The 20,150-nt window shown below is 71.4% G+C and carries 18 protein-coding genes; 6 read left to right on the top strand and 12 right to left on the bottom strand.

Features of this window, described 5'->3' with window-relative positions:
- Positions 1-368: 368 nt before the first annotated feature.
- A complete protein-coding gene (locus HA073_RS20750; protein WP_043325539.1) occupies positions 369-791 on the bottom strand; it encodes a hypothetical protein in 423 nt (140 codons plus the stop codon).
- Positions 792-1,077: 286 nt separating this feature from the next.
- Between HA073_RS20750 and HA073_RS20745 the strand changes: the two genes are divergently transcribed.
- Positions 1,078-1,452, top strand: coding sequence for a hypothetical protein (locus HA073_RS20745; protein WP_043325541.1), 375 nt, complete (start codon positions 1,078-1,080; stop codon positions 1,450-1,452).
- A 61-nt stretch (positions 1,453-1,513) separates the two neighbouring features.
- Here HA073_RS20745 and HA073_RS20740 read toward each other — a convergent pair whose 3' ends face one another.
- From HA073_RS20740 to HA073_RS20725, 4 genes are all read right to left on the bottom strand, one after another.
- The gene (locus tag HA073_RS20740; protein ID WP_104114908.1) at positions 1,514-2,506 is read right to left on the bottom strand and encodes a sporulation protein; all 993 of its coding nucleotides are present in this window, start codon (positions 2,504-2,506) and stop codon (positions 1,514-1,516) included.
- 100 nt (positions 2,507-2,606) lie between these two features.
- On the bottom strand, positions 2,607-3,326 hold the full coding sequence (locus tag HA073_RS20735; RefSeq protein WP_104114909.1) for a hypothetical protein: 720 nt from the start codon (positions 3,324-3,326) through the stop codon (positions 2,607-2,609).
- Between the two features lie 57 nt (positions 3,327-3,383).
- Positions 3,384-4,160, bottom strand: a complete 777-nt coding sequence (locus HA073_RS20730; protein WP_030501763.1) for a DeoR/GlpR family DNA-binding transcription regulator — start codon at positions 4,158-4,160, stop codon at positions 3,384-3,386.
- Positions 4,161-4,195: 35 nt separating this feature from the next.
- Positions 4,196-6,205 carry a beta-galactosidase gene (locus HA073_RS20725; protein WP_166457088.1) on the bottom strand — a complete coding sequence of 670 codons (2,010 nt, stop codon included), beginning with the start codon at positions 6,203-6,205 and terminating at the stop codon, positions 4,196-4,198.
- Between the two features lie 280 nt (positions 6,206-6,485).
- Between HA073_RS20725 and HA073_RS20720 the strand changes: the two genes are divergently transcribed.
- From HA073_RS20720 to HA073_RS20705, 4 genes are read left to right on the top strand one after another with little or no spacing between them, the layout of a single operon-like run.
- Positions 6,486-7,817 (top strand): ABC transporter substrate-binding protein, encoded by a 1,332-nt coding sequence (locus tag HA073_RS20720; RefSeq protein ID WP_043325545.1) that lies wholly within the window; start codon positions 6,486-6,488, stop codon positions 7,815-7,817.
- A 22-nt stretch (positions 7,818-7,839) separates the two neighbouring features.
- The gene (locus HA073_RS20715; RefSeq protein ID WP_064447215.1) at positions 7,840-8,796 is read left to right on the top strand and encodes a carbohydrate ABC transporter permease; all 957 of its coding nucleotides are present in this window, start codon (positions 7,840-7,842) and stop codon (positions 8,794-8,796) included.
- Complete coding sequence (locus tag HA073_RS20710; protein ID WP_013284905.1) at positions 8,793-9,674, top strand: carbohydrate ABC transporter permease; 882 nt, start codon at positions 8,793-8,795, stop codon at positions 9,672-9,674. Before HA073_RS20715 ends, HA073_RS20710 begins: the two co-directional genes overlap by 4 nt.
- Positions 9,671-11,881, top strand: coding sequence for an alpha-galactosidase (locus HA073_RS20705; protein ID WP_166457087.1), 2,211 nt, complete (start codon positions 9,671-9,673; stop codon positions 11,879-11,881). Before HA073_RS20710 ends, HA073_RS20705 begins: the two co-directional genes overlap by 4 nt.
- Positions 11,882-11,968: 87 nt before the next feature.
- Here the strand turns inward: HA073_RS20705 and HA073_RS20700 are convergent, their stop codons facing one another.
- A complete protein-coding gene (locus tag HA073_RS20700; RefSeq protein ID WP_166457086.1) occupies positions 11,969-13,357 on the bottom strand; it encodes a cellulase family glycosylhydrolase in 1,389 nt (462 codons plus the stop codon).
- Positions 13,358-13,650: 293 nt separating this feature from the next.
- Between HA073_RS20700 and HA073_RS20695 the strand changes: the two genes are divergently transcribed.
- On the top strand, positions 13,651-14,613 hold the full coding sequence (locus HA073_RS20695; RefSeq protein WP_166457085.1) for a TIGR03557 family F420-dependent LLM class oxidoreductase: 963 nt from the start codon (positions 13,651-13,653) through the stop codon (positions 14,611-14,613).
- Between the two features lie 229 nt (positions 14,614-14,842).
- On the opposite strand, the gene HA073_RS20690 is transcribed toward HA073_RS20695, so the two are convergent.
- From HA073_RS20690 to HA073_RS20665, 6 genes are all read right to left on the bottom strand, one after another.
- Positions 14,843-15,640 carry an endonuclease/exonuclease/phosphatase family protein gene (locus HA073_RS20690; protein WP_166457084.1) on the bottom strand — a complete coding sequence of 266 codons (798 nt, stop codon included), beginning with the start codon at positions 15,638-15,640 and terminating at the stop codon, positions 14,843-14,845.
- A 4-nt stretch (positions 15,641-15,644) separates the two neighbouring features.
- The gene (locus tag HA073_RS20685) at positions 15,645-17,135 is read right to left on the bottom strand and encodes a phosphatase PAP2 family protein (RefSeq protein ID WP_124778809.1); all 1,491 of its coding nucleotides are present in this window, start codon (positions 17,133-17,135) and stop codon (positions 15,645-15,647) included.
- Between the two features lie 77 nt (positions 17,136-17,212).
- Positions 17,213-18,214 (bottom strand): YihY/virulence factor BrkB family protein, encoded by a 1,002-nt coding sequence (locus tag HA073_RS20680; protein WP_043325557.1) that lies wholly within the window; start codon positions 18,212-18,214, stop codon positions 17,213-17,215.
- On the bottom strand, positions 18,207-19,214 hold the full coding sequence (locus tag HA073_RS20675; RefSeq protein ID WP_043325560.1) for a diacylglycerol kinase family protein: 1,008 nt from the start codon (positions 19,212-19,214) through the stop codon (positions 18,207-18,209). The genes HA073_RS20680 and HA073_RS20675 overlap by 8 nt, the downstream gene beginning before the upstream one ends.
- 91 nt (positions 19,215-19,305) lie before the next feature.
- Positions 19,306-19,881: a Clp protease N-terminal domain-containing protein gene (locus tag HA073_RS20670; RefSeq protein WP_064447209.1), complete on the bottom strand. Its 576-nt coding sequence runs from the start codon at positions 19,879-19,881 to the stop codon at positions 19,306-19,308.
- Positions 19,881-20,117, bottom strand: a complete 237-nt coding sequence (locus tag HA073_RS20665; RefSeq protein ID WP_043325563.1) for an HTH domain-containing protein — start codon at positions 20,115-20,117, stop codon at positions 19,881-19,883. The genes HA073_RS20670 and HA073_RS20665 overlap by 1 nt, the downstream gene beginning before the upstream one ends.
- Positions 20,118-20,150 lie beyond the last annotated feature (33 nt).

Here is a 20,150-nt window from a genome sequence, read left to right as displayed (position 1 = left end):
GCCCCGCTCGGCGATCATGGAGTTGCGGCCCCGGAAAAGCGCCATCAAACGGACATTTTTCGGGTCGGAAGTGCAAGATCGGCGAGTGCGGGCTTGGGGGCGGCGGACGGGGGCGTGTGTCCGGGTGGCCTGTTCGCGCCAGTTCGCCGGAGTGGCGGTCACGCGCACCAGATCGGGGAAGTTGCTGCATCACACCCGCCCCGACCACACCACCCCGCCGAACTGGCGACCCTCGCACCAGAACGGGGAAGTTGCTACATCATGGCCGTGCTGACCACGCCACTTCGGCGAAGTGGCGTAGTCAAGACGCGGGTGCGCGAGGGCGGGGGTGGCCGGAGGCCGCCCCCGCCCTTGCCGTGCTGCCTCGGTCAGCCCGGATTGGGGCGATTGTTGGTGAAGTTGCCCACCTGCGCGCCGGTGGCCGAATTGTCGCTCGTGGAGCCACCGGCCGGGGTGCTCAGGCCACCCGTACCCGCGTCCCCGGTCGTCGTCGGGGCCACCTTGCCCGGGTGCTTCTCGGGCTGCCGGGCCAACCGGCGCACACTGGCCGGGCCGGCCGTGCCACCGGTCGTGGTCACCGCGCCCTGACCCCGGGTCGGTCCGCCGTCGCGCAGCACCGTCGGGTCGACGGGTACGTCCGCCGGGTCGTCCGGGTCGAGTTCCTGCCGCATCCGTTCCACGTCGGTCTGCGGCACGGTGATCTCGTCCAGCGCGCCGTCGCCGTACACGCCGCCGGCGACCCGCTGCTCGGCCCGCCGGGCGGCGTCCTGCCGCATGTCGTCCTCACGCACGTCAACCACCTCGCAGCTCTCTCGGGGTATCGGTGTTGCGTGCCCGAGGGTGGGTGGCTGAAACCGGAACCGGCGGCGGGAGGACCGGTGTGCGCCTTCGTGTCCGGTTCCGGCTGAGAGGCCGAGCGTGGTGGCCATTCGACGGCGACCGGCGGTTACCTTGTCTCCGGCCTCGGGTAGACCCAGGGTGCCCCCGCCACAGAGCGCGAACCGCGCCGTGGCCGACCTGCGGTAGCGGGGCGAGGGTGTGCAGGTTAACGACTCATCAAATCCTGAGGAGGACCAGATGAGCACGCAGGCTGCATCCACCAGGCCGATGAACCGGCCGATGTCCGACGTCCAGAACCGGTCGAGCATGCAGGACACGTCGACCCGGCACATGCCGTCGATGCACGACGGTCACCGGGAGAACATGCCGTCCCCGGGTACGGAGACGAAGCAGGCGTTCCTGACCACCGAGTTCTGGGTGTACGCCGCAGCGGTCGCGCTCGTGGTGATCGCCGCGTTCTGGAAGGGCACCACCGCCAACGGCCTGAACATCAACAACCCGAACCAGGCCTGGTGGTACCTGACCGCGCTGACCGGCGCGTACCTGGTCAGCCGTGGCCTGTCGAAGGCGGGCAGCGCGCGCCGATCCGGCAAGGAGCGCCGCGGACGTTGATCCGACGCCGCGCGAACGGCGACGCCCCCGGGATCCGTCCCGGGGGCGTCGTCGCGTCTGCTCACTCCTCGCCAAAGTCCCCGAAGTCGTCGCCGCCGCCGTCGAAGGCGTCGTCGAGCATCTCGCCGGCGATCATGCCGCCGGCGACGCCCAGCGCGGCGCCCGCGATGACGCCGCCCATGCCCGGGCCGCGCCGCCCGTGGCCGGCGTAGCCGTGGTGACCCGGGTAGCCGTGGCCGCCGTGGTGCGGCATGCCGAAGCCCTGGGCGCGCATGCTGCCGTAGCGGCCGGTGGTCTCCCGCAGCCAGCCGTCGACGACCTGCACCCAGTCGGTACGGGCGGCGTCGGTGTGCGGGACCGAGTAGCGGCCGATCACGTCGTGCCCGGGGCTGAGGAAGCCGCCCCGCTTGTCGCACTCCAGGATCACCTCGACGCCCTGCGGGCTGGTCACGAACGTCAGCTCGACCTCGGTGACGGTCTGCGCGTACTGCGGCGCGGCGAAGAACTCGATCTCCTGGTAGAACGGCAGCGTCTGCGGCACGCCGTAGATGTGCCCGCGCTCCAGGTCGGCGTGCTTGAACCGGAAACCGAGCGCCTGGAACGCCTCCAGGATGCGCTCGTGGACCGGCAGCGGGTGCACCGACACCTGGTCCAGGTCGGACTTGTCGACGGCGCGGGCCACCGCCAGCTCGGTACGCAGGCCCATGGTCATGCCGTGCAGGCGCTGACCGTAGACGTCGGTGATCGGGGTCTCCCACGGCACCGGCATCTGGAACGGGATCGACAGTTGCTGCTTCGGCGCCAGATCGAACGCGCCGCTGACGGGCAGCCGGTGGAACTCCATGACGCCCGCGTACTCGTGGTTGCCGCTCTCGATCTCGACGCGGGTGACCAGGCCGAGGTTGATCTGCTCGATCCGCGCCGGGCTGTCGCCGCCGACCAGGTTGACGTGACCGTCCAGGGTCAGCCCGGGCCGGGTGTTCGGGTTGGTGAGCACCGTGTCGACGCTCGGACCGCCCACGCCGAACGCGCTCAACATCTTCTTGAAGACCATCGGTCACTCCCGCTGAACTGCATTCCGACATGGACCGTCGGACGCTTCGTCAGGGCACCCTAAATGCCGCGACTGAGAAGTGGCTGTGAGGCGCACCGGATCACAGGCCCTCCTCCTGGTGCTCGGTCTCCAGCGTCGGCGGGCTGTCGGCGTCGGGGGTGATACGGATCCGGCTGGTCTTGATCCGGTCGTCGAGTTTCGCGTAGCAGAACTGCGGCAGGGGTTTGCCGACCGGCACCAGCGCGACCTCCGGGAACTCGTCGCACCGCAGGTCGCTCCAGCGGTTGTCGCTCGTGTACTGGCGGTGGAACAGGGCGAGCAGCCCGTCCCGGGTGACCACCGTCCGCTCGGCGGTCGCCGTCCACTTGAAGAGCTGGGAGCCCGACGGTGTGGCGACGACCGTGTAGACCACGTCGAGTCCGGCGTACGTGACTGTGCAGTCGAACGTCGCCGCGTGTTCGCCGGTGAATCCCTTGTTGTCGCAGGAGCTCGTCATCGGCTTCAGCACACCGGCGGAGTCGAGCACGTTCTGCTCCAGCGTGTGCCGGATGCCCGGATCGGGTCGGCCGTAGAGGAGGTTGGGCTTGGGCCAGGTCGGTTTCGGCGACTCGGGCACCGCCGGTGACGTCACCGGGCGGCCGAGGCCCTCCCAGTCGTCCTGGTTGACCACGTTGGTGATGAGCTGACCGACGCCGCAGAGACCGCCGCAGACGAGCAGCGCGGCGAGCACGCCGAGCAGGATCTTCCGCCTGCCGGGTCTCGCCTGCTGCGGGCCTGCCGGCTGGGCTGGCGCCTCGGCGTACTGACGATCACCGTCCATGTTGTCTCCCCCGTCGGTCATGGCGAGGGCAGAGGGTAGCCGACGGCGGGCCGGCTGTCAGTCCGCCCGGACCACCACCAGTTCGCCGACCTGCTCGCCGAGTTGGCGTCGGGCCTCCGGCAACAGGCCGCTGTCGGTGATCAGCATGTCGGCCTCCTCCAGCGGCGCGATGGTGGCGATGCCGATCGTCTCCCACTTGGTGTGGTCGGCCAGCACCACCAGCCGCCGGGCGGAACCGATCAGCCGCCGGTTCACCGCCGCCTCCAGCAGGTTCGGCGTGGTGAACCCGGTACGCGGGCTCATCCCGTGCACGCCGAGGAAGAGCAGGTCGACGTTGAGCGCGGCTATCGCCGCCTCGGCGACCGGGCCGGTCAGCGCGTCCGACGGGGTACGGATGCCGCCGGTCAGCACGACTGTCTGATCGGCGCGGGGGTTCTGGTAGAGCGCGTCGGCCACCGGTATCGAGTTGGTGACCACAGTGATCCCGCGTACCTCGGCCAGCCGCGCGGCCAGCGCGGCGGTGGTGGTGCCGGCGGACAGCGCCACCGCCATCCCCGGTTCGACCAGGCCGGCGGCCCGCTCCACGATGGCGCGTTTCTCGGCCTGCTGGCGGACCGACTTGGCGGCGAAGCCGGGCTCCTCGGTGGAGCCGGGACCGGCGAGCGTCGCGCCGCCGTGCACCTTGTCGATCAGGCCGCGTTCGGCCAGCACCTCCAGGTCGCGGCGGATCGTCATGTCGGACACCCCGAAGCGGCTGACCAGGTGACTGACCCGGACGCCGCCACTCTGGCGGATCAACTCCAGGATGGCGCTCTGCCGTTGCTGGGCGAGCATGTGGACCTCCATCGGCGCGAACGGCAGGGTTGCGGTCAGGCGCTCACGGGCGCCGGCGCGGGCTCCTCGCGGACCACCGCCACCTCCCCCGCCGGCACCTCCAGCTCGCCGTCGCAGCGGGCGCCGCCGAGCAGCTCGACGCCGGTGACCGGCAACCGTACCGGCTCGGTGGTGTGGTTGATCAGGAAGAGCCAGCTCCGGTCCTCCGCGCGGCGGCGGACCACCTCCACCCCGGTCGGCGCGCTCACCGGCGGCCGGACGCCGGTCTCGGCCAGCAACCGGGCCACCAGCCGGTCGGTGGCCTCGTCGTCGAGCCGGGTGCCGACGTACCAGGCCGCGCCCGCGCCGACGGTGTTGCGGGTCAGCGCCGGCACGCCGGGCAGGGGCCCGTCGGCGTACGCGGCCAGCACCTCCGCGCCCTCGGCGTGCAGCCACTCGGTCCACACGTCGGCGCGGGCGCCGTCGTCGAGGCGTACCGTCTCGCCGGCCCGCAGCGGGAAGAACTCCTCGACGTGTACGCCGAGCAGGTCGCGGTACGCGCCGGGGTAGCCGCCGAGCCGGATGTGGTCGTGCTCGTCGACGATGCCGCTGAAGTAGGTGACCACAGCGGTGCCGCCGGCCTCCACGAACCGGCGCAGCGCGTCGGCGTCGGCGTCGCGGACGAGGTAGAGCGTGGGAACCACGACGAGCCGGTAGCGGGACAGGTCGGCCGAGGGGTGCACCACGTCGGCGGTGATCCCGGCCCGCCAGAGCGCGGCGTGCAGCGCGGACAACCGGTCGGTGTAGGTGACGTCGACGCTCGGGTGGGAGTCGAGTTCGGCGCCCCACCACGCCTCGTAGTCGAAGAGGATGGCCACGTCGGCGTCGACGCGGCTGCCGCGTACCTCGGCGAGCGCGCGCAGGTCGGCGCCGAGCCGGCAGACCTCGCGGAACACCTTGGTGTCCGGGCCGGCGTGCGGCACCAGCGCGGAGTGGAACTTCTCCGCGCCGGCCCGGGAGGCCCGCCACTGGAAGAACAGCACGCCGTCGGCGCCGCGCGCGACGTGGGCGAGGCTGTTGCGGCGCATCTGACCGGGTGTCTTGGCCACGTTGCGGGGCTGCCAGTTGACGGCGCTGGTGGAGTGCTCCATCAGCAGCCAGGGCGCGCCGCCCGCCACGCCCCGGGTGTGGTCGGCCGCGAGCGCCAGGTTGACCTGTGGCTGCGGGTCGGCGGCGGTGAGGTAGTGGTCGTTGGCGACCACGTCCACGTCGGCGGCCCAGGAGTGGTAGTCCAGGTACTTGATGCCGGTGCCGATCATGAAGTTCGTGGTGACCGGCTGCGGGACGAGCCGGTTCAGCAGTTCCCGCTCGGCGCGCAGCTGGGCGCGCTGCTCGTCGGAGGAGAACCGCAGGAAGTCCAGCTGCTGGGTGGGGTTGGCGAACGTCGGCGCGGTACGCGGCGGGTTGATCTCGGCCCAGTCGTGGTAGCGCTGGCTCCAGAACGCGGTGCCCCAGGCGGCGTTGAGTGAGTCGAGGTCGCCGTAGCGCTCGCGCAGCCAGCCGCGGAACGCCTCGGCGCTGACGTCGCAGTAGCAGTGCACGTTGTGGCAGCCGAGTTCGTTGGAGACGTGCCAGAGCACGACGGCGGGGTGCCGCGCGTACCGCCGGGCGACCGCCTCGACCAGGGCGAGCGAGTGGTCCCGGAACACCGGCGAGCTGGGGCAGTACGCCTGCCGGCCGCCGGGCCAGAGCACCGTGCCGTCGGCGCGGCGGGGCAGCGTCTCCGGGTGCCGGTGCGCCAGCCACGGTGGCGGGCTGGCGGTGGCGGTGGCCAGGTCGACGCTGATGCCGCCGTCGTGCAGCAGGTCGATCGCCCGGTCCAGCCAGTCGAAGACGTACCGACCGGGGGTGGGCTCCAGCAGGGCCCAGGAGAAGATGCCGACCGAGACCAGATTGACGCCGGCCCGTCGCATGAGTTCGACGTCCTCGGTCCACGTCTGCTCGGGCCACTGCTCCGGGTTGTAGTCGGCGCCGTACCAGATGCCCTCGCCGTGCCAGTTCCGCATGACAGCAGAGGTTGCCCCCCGAACAGCACCCAAGTCAACACTTTCCAACATCGACTGAAGTTCCAACGTTTACCGGCTCTTTGCCCTGCCTTACCACCAACGGCGTCGCCTTTTTGCCCTCTTGACAGCGCCGCGCCAAGGGGTAGCTTCAAGCGCCACCGGCTGTTTGTGTTCGGACGTGTGGATTCTCGGTGGATCTACCGCGACCGACACGAACACCGCTCACCGCCAACGATCACGGTCCATGAGCGCAGCGCACCTCTTCCACGCAGGAGGCACCATGTCCCGTCCCCGCTCGCAAGCCGAATACCTCGCCCGGCTCGTACCCCCGTCCGTCGCCGGCCTGAACCGGCGCTCGCTGCTCGCCGGCGCGGCCGGCGCGGGAGCGCTGCTCGGCACCGGTCTGCTCGCCGGCTGCGGCGACTCGGACTCCGGATCCGGCGGTGACGCCAAGAGCGTCTCGGTCGGCTCGAACCAGTCGGACCCGAAGCCCAAGGACGTCGTCGCGAAGGTGATGGACGGCTTCAAGACGTCCTCCGGGGTGACGGTCAACATCAACACGGTCGACCACAACACGTTCCAGGAGAACATCAACAACTACCTGCAGGGCAAGCCGGACGACGTGTTCACCTGGTTCGCCGGCTACCGGATGCGGTTCTTCGCCGCAAAGGGCCTGGCCGGTGACCTCAGCGACGTGTGGGGCAAGCTCGACGGTTACTCCGACGCGTTCAAGAAGGCGTCCACCGGCGACGACGGCAAGCAGTACTTCGTGCCCGCGTCGTACTACCCGTGGGCCGTCTTCTACCGCAAGTCGGTGTGGCAGCAGCGCGGCTACGAGGTGCCGAAGACGCTGGACGACCTGAACACGCTCGGCGCGCAGATGAAGAAGGACGGGCTGAACCCGATCGCGTTCGCCGACAAGGACGGCTGGCCGGCGATGGGCACGTTCGACATCCTCAACCTGCGGATCAACGGCTACCAGTTCCACATCGACCTGATGGCCGGCAAGGAGGCGTGGACCTCCGACAAGGTGAAGAAGGTCTTCGACACCTGGGCCGGGCTGCTCCCCCTGCACCAGCCGGACTCGCTCGGCCGCACCTGGCAGGAGGCCGCCCAGTCGCTGCAGCAGAAGAAGAGCGGCATGTACCTGCTCGGCCTGTTCGTCGGCCAGCAGTTCAGCGGCGCCGACCTGGAGGACCTGGACTTCTTCACGTTCCCCGAGATCGACTCCACCATCGGCGCGAAGGCCCTGGACGCCCCGATCGACGGCTACATGATGGCCCGCAAGCCGAAGTCCAAGGACGCCGCGCAGAAGCTGCTGACGTACCTGGGCTCGAAGGAGGCCGCGGACATCACGGTGAAGAACGACCCGAGCACGCTCGTCGCCAACAGCGGCGCGGACACCGGTGCCTACACCGCGCTGCAGAAGAAGGCCGCCGAGCTGGTCGGCTCCGCCACCGAGATCGCCCAGTTCCTCGACCGCGACACCCGGCCGGACTTCGCCTCCACCGTGATGATCCCGGCGTTGCAGCAGTTCATCAAGGACCCGAAGGACATCGGCGGGCTGCTCACCAGCATCGAGAACCAGAAGAAGTCGATCTTCACCAGCTGACGGCGGAAGGGGGAAGGACATCATGTCCGACCTGCCCCTGATCCAAGCGGATCGCGCCGTGCCGCCGCCGGCCGCGACCACCAGCAACGGTGGTCGCGGTCGCCGGCTACGGCTCCTGTCCCGCACCGACCGCGTGGTCATCACGCTCATGGTGCTGGTACCCCTGCTGCTCGTCGCCGGCCTGGTCTGGCTGCCCGCGGTGGCGACGGTGCTGCTCTCCGGCACGAACTGGGACGGCATCGGCCCGGTCTCCGAGATCGAGTGGGTCGGCCTCAAGAACTACGACGACGTGGTGAACATCTACCCGCCGTTCGTCCCCGCGGTGCAGAACAACCTGCTCTGGCTGGCCGCGCTGTTCGTGGTGGCCACCCCGTTCGGCATGTTCCTCGCCGTGCTGCTGGACAAGGAGATTCGCGGCAGCCGCTTCTACCAGACCGCGCTCTACCTGCCGGTGGTGCTGTCGCTGGCGCTCATCGGCTTCGTCTGGCAGCTCATCTACAGCCGCGACCAGGGGCTGCTCAACGGCGTGTTCGGCGGCGAGACCGACTGGTACGGCGACCCGAACGTCAACATCTGGGCCGTGCTGGTCGCGGCCGGCTGGCGGCACGTCGGCTACATCATGCTGCTCTACCTGGCCGGCCTCAAGGGCGTCGACCCGTCCCTGCGGGAGGCCGCCGCTGTCGACGGCTCCTCGGAGACCAGCACGTTCTTCCGGGTCGTCTTCCCGGTGATGCGCCCCATCAACATCATCGTGCTGGTGGTGACGGTGATCGAGTCGCTGCGCGCGTTCGACCTGGTCTGGGTCATCAACAAGGGCCGCAACGGGCTGGAGCTGATCTCCGCGCTGGTCACCCAGAACGTGGTCGGCGAGGCCAGCCGGATCGGCTTCGGCTCCGCGCTGGCGACGATCATGCTGGCCGTCTCGCTCGTCTTCATCACCATCTACCTCTGGACCGTGATGCGGGAGGACAAGCGATGACCGCCGTCTCCGCCGGCCGCCGCCGACCCGTGCGGCCCGCCCGGGTCGTCCTGCACCTCTTCCTGGGTACGGTCGCAGTGGGCTGGCTGTTCCCGATCCTGTGGGCCGTGCTCACCTCGTTCCGCTCCTACGAGTACACCGCCGCCAACGGCTACGTGTCGCTCGGCGGCTGGACCGTCGACAACTACGTCACCGCCTGGCGCACCGCCGAGTTCGGCAAGCACTTCCTCAACTCGGCCTACATCACCGTCCCGGCGGTGCTGCTCACGCTCTTCCTCGCCTCGTGCGTGGCGTTCGTGATCGCCCGGTTCAGCTGGAAACTCAACATCGCGCTGCTCGGCCTGTTCACCGCGGCGAACCTGCTGCCGCAGCAGGCGCTGCTCATCCCGCTGTTCCGGATGTTCACCGAGATCCCGCTGCCGGCCTGGATGAGCGACTCGGAGCTGCTCTACGACAGCTACTGGGGGCTGATCCTGGTCAACGTCGCGTTCCAGTGCGGCTTCTGCGTGTTCGTGCTCAGCAACTACATGAAGGCGCTGCCGCACGAGCTGTACGAGGCAGCGATGGTCGACGGGGCGAACGTGTGGCGGCAGTACTGGCAGGTGACGATGCCGCTGTGCCGGCCGGCGCTCGCCGCGCTCGCCACGCTGGAGGTCACCTGGATCTACAACGAGTTCTTCTGGGCCACTGTGCTCATGCGTACCGGCGACAAGTTCCCGGTCACCAGCTCGCTGAACAACCTGCGCGGCGAGTTCTTCACCGACAACAACCTGGTCTCGGCCGGTTCGGTGCTGGTCGCGATCCCCACCCTGGTGATCTTCTTCCTGCTGCAGAAGCAGTTCGTCCGGGGTCTGACGCTGGGAGCCTCCAAGGGATGACGATCGTCCACCTGCGCCGCGCGCGGACCAGCCTGGTGCTCGACGCACGCGGCCCGGGGCTGCCCCGGGTCGTGCACTGGGGCGCCGACCTCGGCCCGCTGCCCGACGAGGACCTGCCGGCGCTCGCCGACGCGACGGTGCCGCCGGTGGTGCCGAGCAGCTTCGACGCGCCCACTGTGCTGTCGCTGCTGCCCGAGGCGAGCGCCGGGTGGAGCGGGCGGCCCGGTCTCGCCGGTCACCGCGACGGCCGGGACTGGTCCACTGCGTTCCGCCTCACCGGCCTCGACGTGCACGACGAGCCCGCAGCGCAGTCGCCCGACCTGTTAGGAGGGGCCCCTTTACATGCACCAGGCGTTAACAAGGGGCCCTTCCTTTCCTCCGGGCGGGTGGTGGTGCGGGCGGCGGACCCGGGCGCCGGGCTGAGCCTGACCGTCGAGATCACGTTGGACCCGGCGGGCGTGCTCACGCTGCGGCACCGGCTGCGCAACGACGGCGACGGCCGGTACGAGCTGCGGGAACTGACGCCCGTGCTGCCGGTGCCGGCGGTCGCCACCGAACTGCTCGACCTGACCGGACGGTGGTGCCGGGAACGCGCGCCGCAGCGGCACCCGTGGCCGATGGGCGCGTGGGTGCGCGAGGGGCGGCACGGCCGCACCGGCCACGACGCCACGCTGCTGCTGGTCGCGGGGACCGCCGGGTTCGGCTTCCGGCACGGCGAGGTGTGGGCGGTGCACACCGCGTGGAGCGGCGACCACGTCACCGCCGCCGAGCGCCGCCCGACAGGTGAGTCCACGCTCGGCGGCGGTGAGCTGCTGGCGCCCGGCGAAGTGGTGCTCGGGCCGGGCGAGGAGTACGCCACTCCCCTGCTCTACGCGGCACACTCCACCGACGGGCTGGACGGGCTCAGCGAGGCGCTGCACACGCACCTGCGGGCCCGCCCGTCGCACCCGCGCACACCGCGGCCGGTGACGCTGAACGTGTGGGAGGCGGTCTACTTCGACCACGACCTGGACCGGCTGCGGGCGCTCGCCGACGCGGCCGCCGAGGTCGGTGTGGAACGCTTCGTGCTCGACGACGGCTGGTTCCGGGGCCGGCGGCACGACCAGGCCGGGCTCGGTGACTGGTGGGTCGACGGCGAGGTCTGGCCGGACGGGTTGCAGCCGCTGATCGACCACGTACGCGGGCACGGCATGCAGTTCGGGCTCTGGGTGGAGCCGGAGATGGTCAACCCCGACTCCGACCTGTTCCGCGCCCACCCGGACTGGGTGCTCCAGACGCCGGGCCGGCTGCCACCGCCGTGGCGGCACCAGCAGGTGCTCGACCTGGCCAACCCGGACGCGTACGCGTACCTGCTCGAACGGCTCGACGCGGTGCTGAGCGAGCACGACGGGATCGCGTACCTGAAGTGGGACCACAACCGCGACCTCACCGAGGCCGGGCACGCCGGACGGCCCGGCGTGCATGCGCAGACCCGGGCGGTCTACCGGCTGCTGGACGAGCTGCGCGCCCGGCACCCGGGCGTCGAGATCGAGAGCTGCTCGTCCGGCGGTGCCCGGGTCGACCTGGAGATCCTGCGCCGCACCGACCGGGTGTGGGCCAGCGACTGCAACGACGCGCTGGAACGGCTGTCCATCCAGCGCTGGACCGGCCTGCTGCTGCCGCCGGAGCTGATCGGCACGCACATCGGGCCGCAGCGCTCGCACACCACGCACCGCGTGCACGACCTGGGTTTCCGGGCGGTCACCGCGCTGTTCGGCCACCACGGCATCGAGTGGGACATCACCGCGATCGACGCGACCGAGCGGGCCGAACTCGCCGCCTGGGTGGCGCTGCACAAGCGGCTGCGCCCGCTGCTGCACGGCGGCCGGGTGGTCCGGGTCGACCACCCGGACCCGGCCGTGCAGGCCCACGGCGTGGTCGCCCACGACCGCGACCACGCGGTGTACGCGGTCAGCCGGGTCGCCACCTCGGCGGCGCAGGTGCCGGGCGCGGTGCGGCTCCCAGGGCTGGACCCGGCCCGGCGCTACCGGGTCCGTCCGCCCACCGAGGCGCCCGAGCCGGCGATGCTGGAGCTGTCCCCGCCGGGCTGGCTGGCCTGGCCGGGCGACGGCATCACGGTGACCGGTTCGGTGCTGACCTCGGTCGGCCTGCAACTGCCGGCTCTGCACCCCGAACAGGCCCTCCTGCTGGAGGTGGTCGCGGCCTGACCCCGCGCCCCACCCCGGTGATCAAGGAGTTTGTGTCACCGCAGGCGTCCGAACGGGACACAAACTCCTTGATCACGCACGAGAGGGTCAGGCGGAGGTGCAGGTCACCGCGGGGGTGGAATTCGTGCCCTGCCAGCTGCCGATGAAGCCGAAGGTGGTGCTCGCGCCCGCGCCGAGGCGGCCGTTGTAGTCGACGTTGCGGGCGGTGTACGCCGACCCGCTGTTGCTGACGCTCGCGTTCCACGCCTGGGTGACGGACTGGCCGTTGGCGTACGTCCAGCGCACCGTCCAGCCGGTGATCGCGGCCGCTCCGGCGGTCACCTTGACCTCGCCCTGGAAGCCGCCCTGCCACGAGTTCGCGACGGTGTAGGTGGCGGTGCAGCCACCGGACGGCGGGGGCGTGGTGGGCGGCGGCGGGGTCGGGCTGACGGTCGGGCTGGTCGTCGGGCTCGCGGTGGGGCTGACCGTCGGGCTGGCGGTCGGGGTGGTGCTCGCGTACACCGACGCCTCCCGGGAGGTGGCGGCGATGCCGTTGGCGCCGTTGAAGATGCGCTGCCCCCAGCTGGTGAGCTGGGCCGGGTTGAACGACGTGGTCATGTCCAGGTACTCCACGCCGCCGCCGTTGCCGCTCCACGACCAGCCGAGGTAGCCGATGCCGTTGGCCTGGGCGTACGCCATGATGGCGTCCTCGTCCGGGTTGCCGTCGGAGTGGTTGAACCCGAACTCGCCGACCACGATGGGCAGCCCGGCGGTACGGAAGCGGCCCAGGTAGTCGCTGATCTCGGCGGCGGTGTCGAACACGCCGTACATGTGGATGGAGAAGACGGTGTTGCGCTGCGGATCGGCGGCGAACACGGTGCCGGCGTTGTCGCGCATGGTGAACGACCAGTCCTGGCCCCAGTTCGGCGCGTCCACCATGATCGTGTGGGTCAGGCCGGCGGCGCGCAGCCGCTTGATCGCGTTCGACGTGTCGGTGGTCCAGGCGCTGTAGCCCTGGTTGCCGAACGGCTCGTTGCCGATGTTGACGATGACGTACCTCTCCTGGCCCTTGAGCACGTCGGCGATGCTCAGCCAGTAGTCGGTGGCCTTGGCCAGCGTGGTGGCGGCGCCGTCCTCGCCGTACCCGGTGGTGTCGTGCACCTCCAGCACGCAGATCATCCGGTTGCCCTTGCACAGGGAGATCACGTTGGCCACGTCGGCGGCGCTGTTCTTCGTCCAGCGGTCGCCGCTGGACAGCACCACCCGGACGGTGTTCGCGCCGAGCGCCTTGATGTTGGCGAACGAGCTGGTCTGCTGCGGGTACCAGGTGTGCGCGTGGTTGACGCCACGCATGACGAACTCGACACCGTTGGCGTCGTAGAGACGCCCGTTGGAGACGGAGAAGCCGGTGGCCGCCTGGGCCGGCTGCCCGAGGGCGAAGACGGCGGCGAGGGCCGTCAGCAGGGCGGCGCCCGCGACGGAGAGCAGTTTCTTCATGGCTGTCCTCAGGGGAAGGATCCCCCGTGCCCGAGCGGGGGTGCGGTGACGGTGAGAGGGTGGTGGCGACTGAGCCCGGTAGCCGCCGCCCGGTTCCCGAACGGACGCAGGCATCAGCGTAGGACGATGGAAGGCGTGAGGCAACCGGTTAAGCAGGATCGGCCGGGAGGCGACACCGCTTGACGCGCCGTATGAACTAAACCGGTTAAGCGACGAATGCGAAAGCGGACAGCAGGGTTGACCCGCGCCGGGCGGGGTATCCGGGGACGATCCGCCCGGGAAGGAGACGTGCCATGGTCAACGTCGGTTACACCCTCATGTGCGAGCAGGCCGGCCCGAAGGAACTCGTCGACCACGCCGTACGCGCCGAGGCCTCCGGCTTCGACCATCTGGTCATGTCCGACCACTACTACCCCTGGCTGGAGTCCCAGGGCCACTCCCCGTACGCCTGGTCGGTGCTCGGCGCGGTCGCGCACGCCACCAGCCGGGCCGAGCTGATGTCGTTCGTGACCTGCCCGATCCGGCGGTACCACCCGGCCGTGGTGGCGCAGAAGGCCAGCACCATCGGGGTGCTCTCGGACGGCCGCTTCACGCTGGGCCTCGGCGCCGGGGAGAACCTCAACGAGCACGTGGTGGGCGGATGGCCGCACGTGCAGCAGCGGCACGAGATGTTCGAGGAGGCGTTGCAGATCATCCGGCCGCTGCTCAACGGCGAGACGCTGACGTTCTCCGGCAACCACTTCGACGTGCCCGACGCGTACGTCTGGGACCGCCCGGACCGGCCGGTGCCGATGGCGGTGGCCGCGTCCGGGCGACAGTCGGCCACGCTCGCCGCCGAGTACGCCGACGCGATGATCGCCACCGACCCGCTGTCGCACCTGATCGACATGTACGAGGAGGCCGGTGGCGCGGGCCGCCCCCGCTACGGGCAGGTCGCCATCTGCTACGGCCCGGACGAGGACGAGTGCCGCAAGATCGTGCACGACCAGTTCCGCTGGTTCGGCCTGGGCTGGAAGGTCAACGCCGACCTGCCCGGCCCGGAGTCGTTCGAGGCGGCCACCCGGTTCGTCCGCGAGGAGGACGTGGCCGAGGGCATCTCCTGCGGCCCGGACACCGACCGGCACGTGGAGGCGTTCAAGAAGTTCGTCGAGGCGGGCTTCACCCACGTCGCGCTGGTCCAGGTGGGCGGCGACACCCAGCCGATGTTCCTCGACTGGGCCCAGGAGGAGCTGCTGCCCCGGCTGCGGGAGCTGTGACCGCTGAGGAGTTGACGCCATGCGTATCGGAAACACCGAGATCCGGCCCGCCGGGGGCGGGCTCGGCTGCCTGCTGATGATCCTCTTCTCGATCGTCGCCTCGGTGGTGCTCACCGTGCTGCTCAACCTGGTCCTCTAGCACCCGGCCCGGCGCGCTCGGCGGCGACACCAGAACGGGCTGGCTGCGCCCCCGGCCCACGTACGCCTTCGGTCTGGGCTGGCGCGCCGTTCAGCCGGCCGTGAGGTCCACCTCGGCCAGCACCGGATAGTGGTCCGACGCCGAGTCGGCGTCACCGTCGTGGACCACCCGCACCGCGCGTACCCGGTCGGCCAGCGCCGGGGTGGCGAGCAGATAGTCCAGCCGCATCCCGGCGAACTCGGCGCCGCCGTGCCGGGTCGGCACGGTCCGGCCGCCGGGCTCGTCGCCGCCGGAGCGCGGCCACAGGTCCACCAGCCCGGCGTCGAGCAGCCGGGCCACCGCGCGGGTGTCCACGGTACGGCCGTCGCGGCGCAGGTGCCGCCGCCGGTACGGAGTGGCCAGCCCGGCCAGCCGGGCGGTGTGGTCGACGGTGGGCTCCAGCGTGTTCAGGTCCCCGGCCAGCAGCGCCAGCTCTCCCCCGGTCCGCCGCAGCGCGGCGGCGAGCCAGTCCGCCTCCATCCGCCGCCGCCCACCCGAGTAGGGGTACAGGTGCGTGCTCAGCACGGTCAGCGGTCCCGCGCCGGTGGCGACCTGCACCCGGGCGGCGGCGTGGTGGAACGGGCGGCGGACCCGGCCTGCGCGCAGCACCCGCAGCGGCGGGCGGACCAGCACCGCCACCGGCTGGCCGAGACAGGACCGGGCCAGGTACGCCGCCATTCCGAGCCGGTCGGCCAGGCCGCCCAGCGTGGCGTCCATGCCGCGCAGCTCCTGCAACGCCAGCACGTCGGGGCGCTGCGCGGTGACGACCGAGACGATCCGGTCCCGGCGGTCGGCGCCGCCCGCGTCCCGCCCGCCGGTCCGGATGTTCCAGGTCATCACCCGCAGCATCGGCTCAGTCCGGCCGCGCGGCCTTGGCCAGCTCGTCGTCCAGCTCGTCCACCTGTTCGGACTCGATCGCCGGCTGGTTGCCCTCGTGCACGTCGGCGTTCGGCTTGATCACCCAGTACAGCAGCGACAGCCAGAGCGCGCCGAGCAGGATCGCGCCCATGAAGTCGGTCGGGTGGTGCATGCCCCGGTACATCCGGGAGGTGGCCACGCCGACCGGCATCAGCACGGCCATGCCCACGAACAGCCACCGCCACCACCTGTCGGTACGCGGGAACACGATGACCGCCATGGCCGCCCAGAGGCAGATGGTGGCCGCGATGTGCCCGGACGGGAACGACGAGGTGGGCATCTGCCCGTCCAGGTTCTCCACCGGCGGCCGGGGCCGGTCCACCACCCGGGCGCTGGCCAGGAAGAGGCTCAGCTCGCCGAACATCGCCAGCACCACGTACAGCACCGGCCGCCAGCGCCGCCACACGGCCAGCACGATCGGGCAGAACACCAGCGACACCAGCAGGATGGCGTGGGTGTCGCCGAACTTGCTCCACCACCAGCTCAGGTCGGTGAGCGCGTCGGTGTGCCGCTCGGCGAACCAGCGCGGCACCTTCGTGTCGAGCGTGTCGAAGAACGTGCCCTTGGCGTGGTAGCTGACGAACATGCCGAACGCGTAGAGCGCGCCGAAGACGAGCACCCAGCCGACCAGCAGCTCGGCCACCGCGGAGCGGGGGTGCTCCAGCACCTTCTCCTCGTCCGGCGCGAGCGCCAGCTCGTCGCCCGCCTCCGGTTCCAGGCCCTCGCGCAGCGGCGGCACCGGCCGGCCGCGCTCGCGCCGCCACAACCGGAAGGCGTACGCGGTGACGCCCAGCCAGGCCGCGCCGAGCAGCCAGCCGCCGATCACGTCGGAGACGAAGTGCACGCCCAGCGCGATCCGGGTCAGCCCGACCAGGAAGACCAGCACGGCGGCGACGGCGATGGCGGGCTTGCGCCAGCGCGGCGACATGGCCGGCAGGAACACCAGCAGCAGCGCCCCGTACGCGACGAACGAGCCGAGCGCGTGCCCGCTGGGGAAGCTGTTGCCGGGGGCGTCGGCGATCGGCACGTCCACCACCGGGCGCAGCCGGCCGACGAGCGCCTTGAGCGACGGGTCGAGGATCAGCCCGCCCACGCCGGTGACGATCAGGTAGACCGCCAGCCGGGACTGGCGGCGGATCAGCAGACCCACCACCGCGATGGTGACCAGCCAGATCAGCACCGGCCGGCCGCCCAGGTCGGTGATCGCCTGGAGCACCGTGACCAGCGGGCCGTGCGGCGCCACCAGGCCGTTGAACCACTCGGCCGCCGCATGATCGGCGTCGCGCAGCGGGCTCCAGCGGAACCGGACGAGCATCAGGAGCAGCCCGAACCCGACTCCCGCACCGGCCACGGCGAGCAGGCCCGCCAGACTCCGCTCGGCGAAATGGCCCAGCGGCCGGCGCCCGGCTTCCTTGACCGCGGTCACACCGCACCTCCCTCGTTCCTCTGCGAGGCGCGCTGTACCCGATCGGCGTGTCCCGTACACGCCGGACCGGCGCGGCGTCAGAGCGAGGTCATCTCACCGGTGTCGAACAGGTCCTCGCGGTGCGCCTCCGGCTGCCACAGATCCGGCTGGGCCGGCTCCTCCACGCCGATGCGCATCGCCTCCAGCTGGGCGGCGAAGGCCAGCCCGCCGAAGAGCGCCATGCCGGTGAGGTTGGCCCAGAGCAACAGCGCCATCATGCCGGTCAACGCGCCGTAGGTCTGGCCGAATCCGCCGCTGTACTTCACGTAGGCGGCCAGCAGCAGGCTGGCCAGCCACCAGATCGCGATGGCGATGGCCGCGCCGAAGACGAGCCAGGACAGGCCGGGCTGCCGGCGTCGCGGCGCGTGCCGGAACAGCACCGCGACGGCGATCACCGTCAGGCCGAGGCTCAGCGGCCAGCGGATCACGTCCCATCCGGCCATCGCGGCGTCGCCCCACTCGTAGTGCCGCCGTACCGACTCGCCCATCGCCCGGCCGCCGACCAGGATGAGGAAGCCGGCCAGCGCGGGTACGCCGGCGACCACCGCGAGGACCGTGGCGCGCAGGTACTTGGCCAGCGCCGGGCGGTCCCGCTCGACGCCGTAGATCCGGTTCGCGCCCCGCTCGATCTGCGCCATCGTGGTGGTCAGCGCGACCAGCCCGGTGAGCAGGCCGAGGGTCAGCGCCAGCTCGCCGGCGTCCTCGCTGCGCTCGCTGTCGGTCAGCAGGTCCTGCACCATCGCCTCGCTCTGGCCGGGCGTGATGGCCAGTACGGTGTCCGCGACGACCTTGCCGCCCTCGTCCACCCCCAGGTCGGTGATCAGGCCGGTGAGCGCGATCAGGAACGGCACCACCGCCAGGCAGAGCTGCAACCCCAGCGCCCGGGAGTGGCTGAATCCGTCGCCGTAGCGGAACCGGACGAACGCGTCCCGCAGCAGGCACCAGCCGCCGTGCCGGCGCAGCGTGTGCCAGGCGTCGTCGGCGGACAGCTCGTTCTCGGTCATCAACCGGGTCTCGGGGACCAGCTTGGTGCTACTCACGGCGGGCCTCCTCGACCAGGTGCTCGCCGCGCTCGCCGACCGCGTCGGCGTCCACCGCCAGGTCGGGGTGCTCCTCGGGGCGCGGTACGCAGAGCCAGAGCGACTCGGGGCGGATGGTGGCCTTCAGCGAGCGGCCCGGCTCGATCAGGTCGCCGTCGAGCTGCCGGGGCTGCGCCCGGGTGCTGGTGATCTCGACCGAGCGGGCCCGGAACACCTCCATCCGGGGCACGCTGTCGCGGCGGCGCAGCACCGCCCAGCCCATGGCGAGCCAGTGACGCAGCGCGCGCGGTGTCAGCACCGCCACGTCGAGCCAGCCGTCGTCCGGCTCGGCGTCGGTGAGCAGGCGTACCCCGCCCTGCAGGCGCCCGACGTTGGCGACCAGGACCGACCGGGCCCGGCGGCGCAGCGGCGGGCGGCCGTCGATGCGCACCGAGACCCGCATCGGCCGGTCGCGCAGGTGGCGGGCGGCGCCCATCAGGTACGCCGGCCAGCCGATCCGCTTCTTGGTGGTCTCGGAGGTGGAGTCGAGCATCTGGGCGTCGAAGCCCATCCCGGCCATCACCGCGAAGCACTGGTCGCCGACCACGCCGACGTCGAGGCGGCGCATCCCGCGTTCGACGGCGACCTGGAGCCCGGCGGCCAGGTCGTTCGAGAGGCCGAGGTTGGCGGCGAGGAGGTTTCCGGTGCCCTGGGGCAGCACCGCCAGCGCCACGTCGGTGCCGGCCAGCGCGGTCACGCACGCCATCACCGTGCCGTCGCCGCCGCAGGCGAAGACGACCTCCGCGCCCGCCTTCACCGCCTGTTCCGTCTGCCCGCGGCCCGGGTCCTCGACTGTCGTCTCGTACCAGGTCGGGGCCGGCCAGCCGGCGGCGGCGAGCGCGCCCTCCACGGTCCGGCGGAACTCGTCCAGGTCGGCCACCTTGACCGGGTTGACCACCACTGCCGAGCGCGGGGTGCGGTTCTCCGCGTTCACCGGGCGCTTGTCGTCTGCACCGTCCACGGCGTCAGTGTGCAGGACACGGGGCGTGACGGCGACCCGGCGCAGCGGGACGTTGCGATGACCGCAAACAGGTTTGAAAACCGGGTACGGGTCAGGCGGCCTCGCGCAGCGCCGTGTCGATGCGGCGTCGCAGGTCGTCGATGTCCACCCCGGCCTCGGTGAGCACCGCGGCGGCCAGGCCGTCGCCCTCGCGCAGCAGGCCGAGCAGGATGTGTTCGGTGCCGATGTGCCGGTGGCGCAGCCGCAGCGCCTCGCGCAGCGACAGCTCCAGCACCTTCTTGGCGCGGGGCGAGAACGTGCCGTGGTGCGTCCCGCGACGCCACCACCGGCGCGGGCGCGGGGTCGCCTCACGCAGCGCGTCCGGGCCGAAGGACTCCTCGATCCGGGCCACTATCGCGGCGAGGTCGATGCCGATCTCGCGCAGTGCCGCGGCGTCCGCCGCGCCGAGCCCGTCCACGCCCTGCGCGGTGTGGCGGGCCACCGCGGCGCGCAGGGCGTCGGCCTCGACGCCACCGGCCGCGAGCAGCCGTACCGCCAGGTTGTCGCGGTCGGCGAGCACGCCCAGCAGCAGGTGCTCGGTGCCGACCGGCCGCCGTCCCTCGGTGCGGGCCTCGTCGAGCGCGTGGTGCACCACGGCACGGGCCCGGTCGGTGAATCGTTCGAACATCACGCCTCCCAGCTGTCGCGTACCGCCGGTCGCCCGGCGTGCTTCTTGTGGACCGCCTGCCGGCTGACCTCGAGGGCGTCGGCGATCTCCTGCCAGGACCAGCCCTGTCGCCGGGCGTTGTCCACCTGGATCACCTCCAGCCGCTCCAGCAGCCGGCGCAGGGCGAGCACGGCACGCAGGCCGACCTTGGGGTCGGTGCTGCCGGCCGCCGCCGCGAGTTCCGTCGCCTGACTCATGGTGTCAATGTAGGTTGACAAGCACCCGCGTGT

Source organism: Micromonospora sp. CMU55-4 (assembly GCF_011602315.1).
Classification (GTDB): domain Bacteria; phylum Actinomycetota; class Actinomycetes; order Mycobacteriales; family Micromonosporaceae; genus Micromonospora; species Micromonospora chalcea.
The sequence above is the reverse complement of the archived record's forward strand: the minus strand, read 5'-3'. Positions and strand labels throughout refer to the sequence as shown.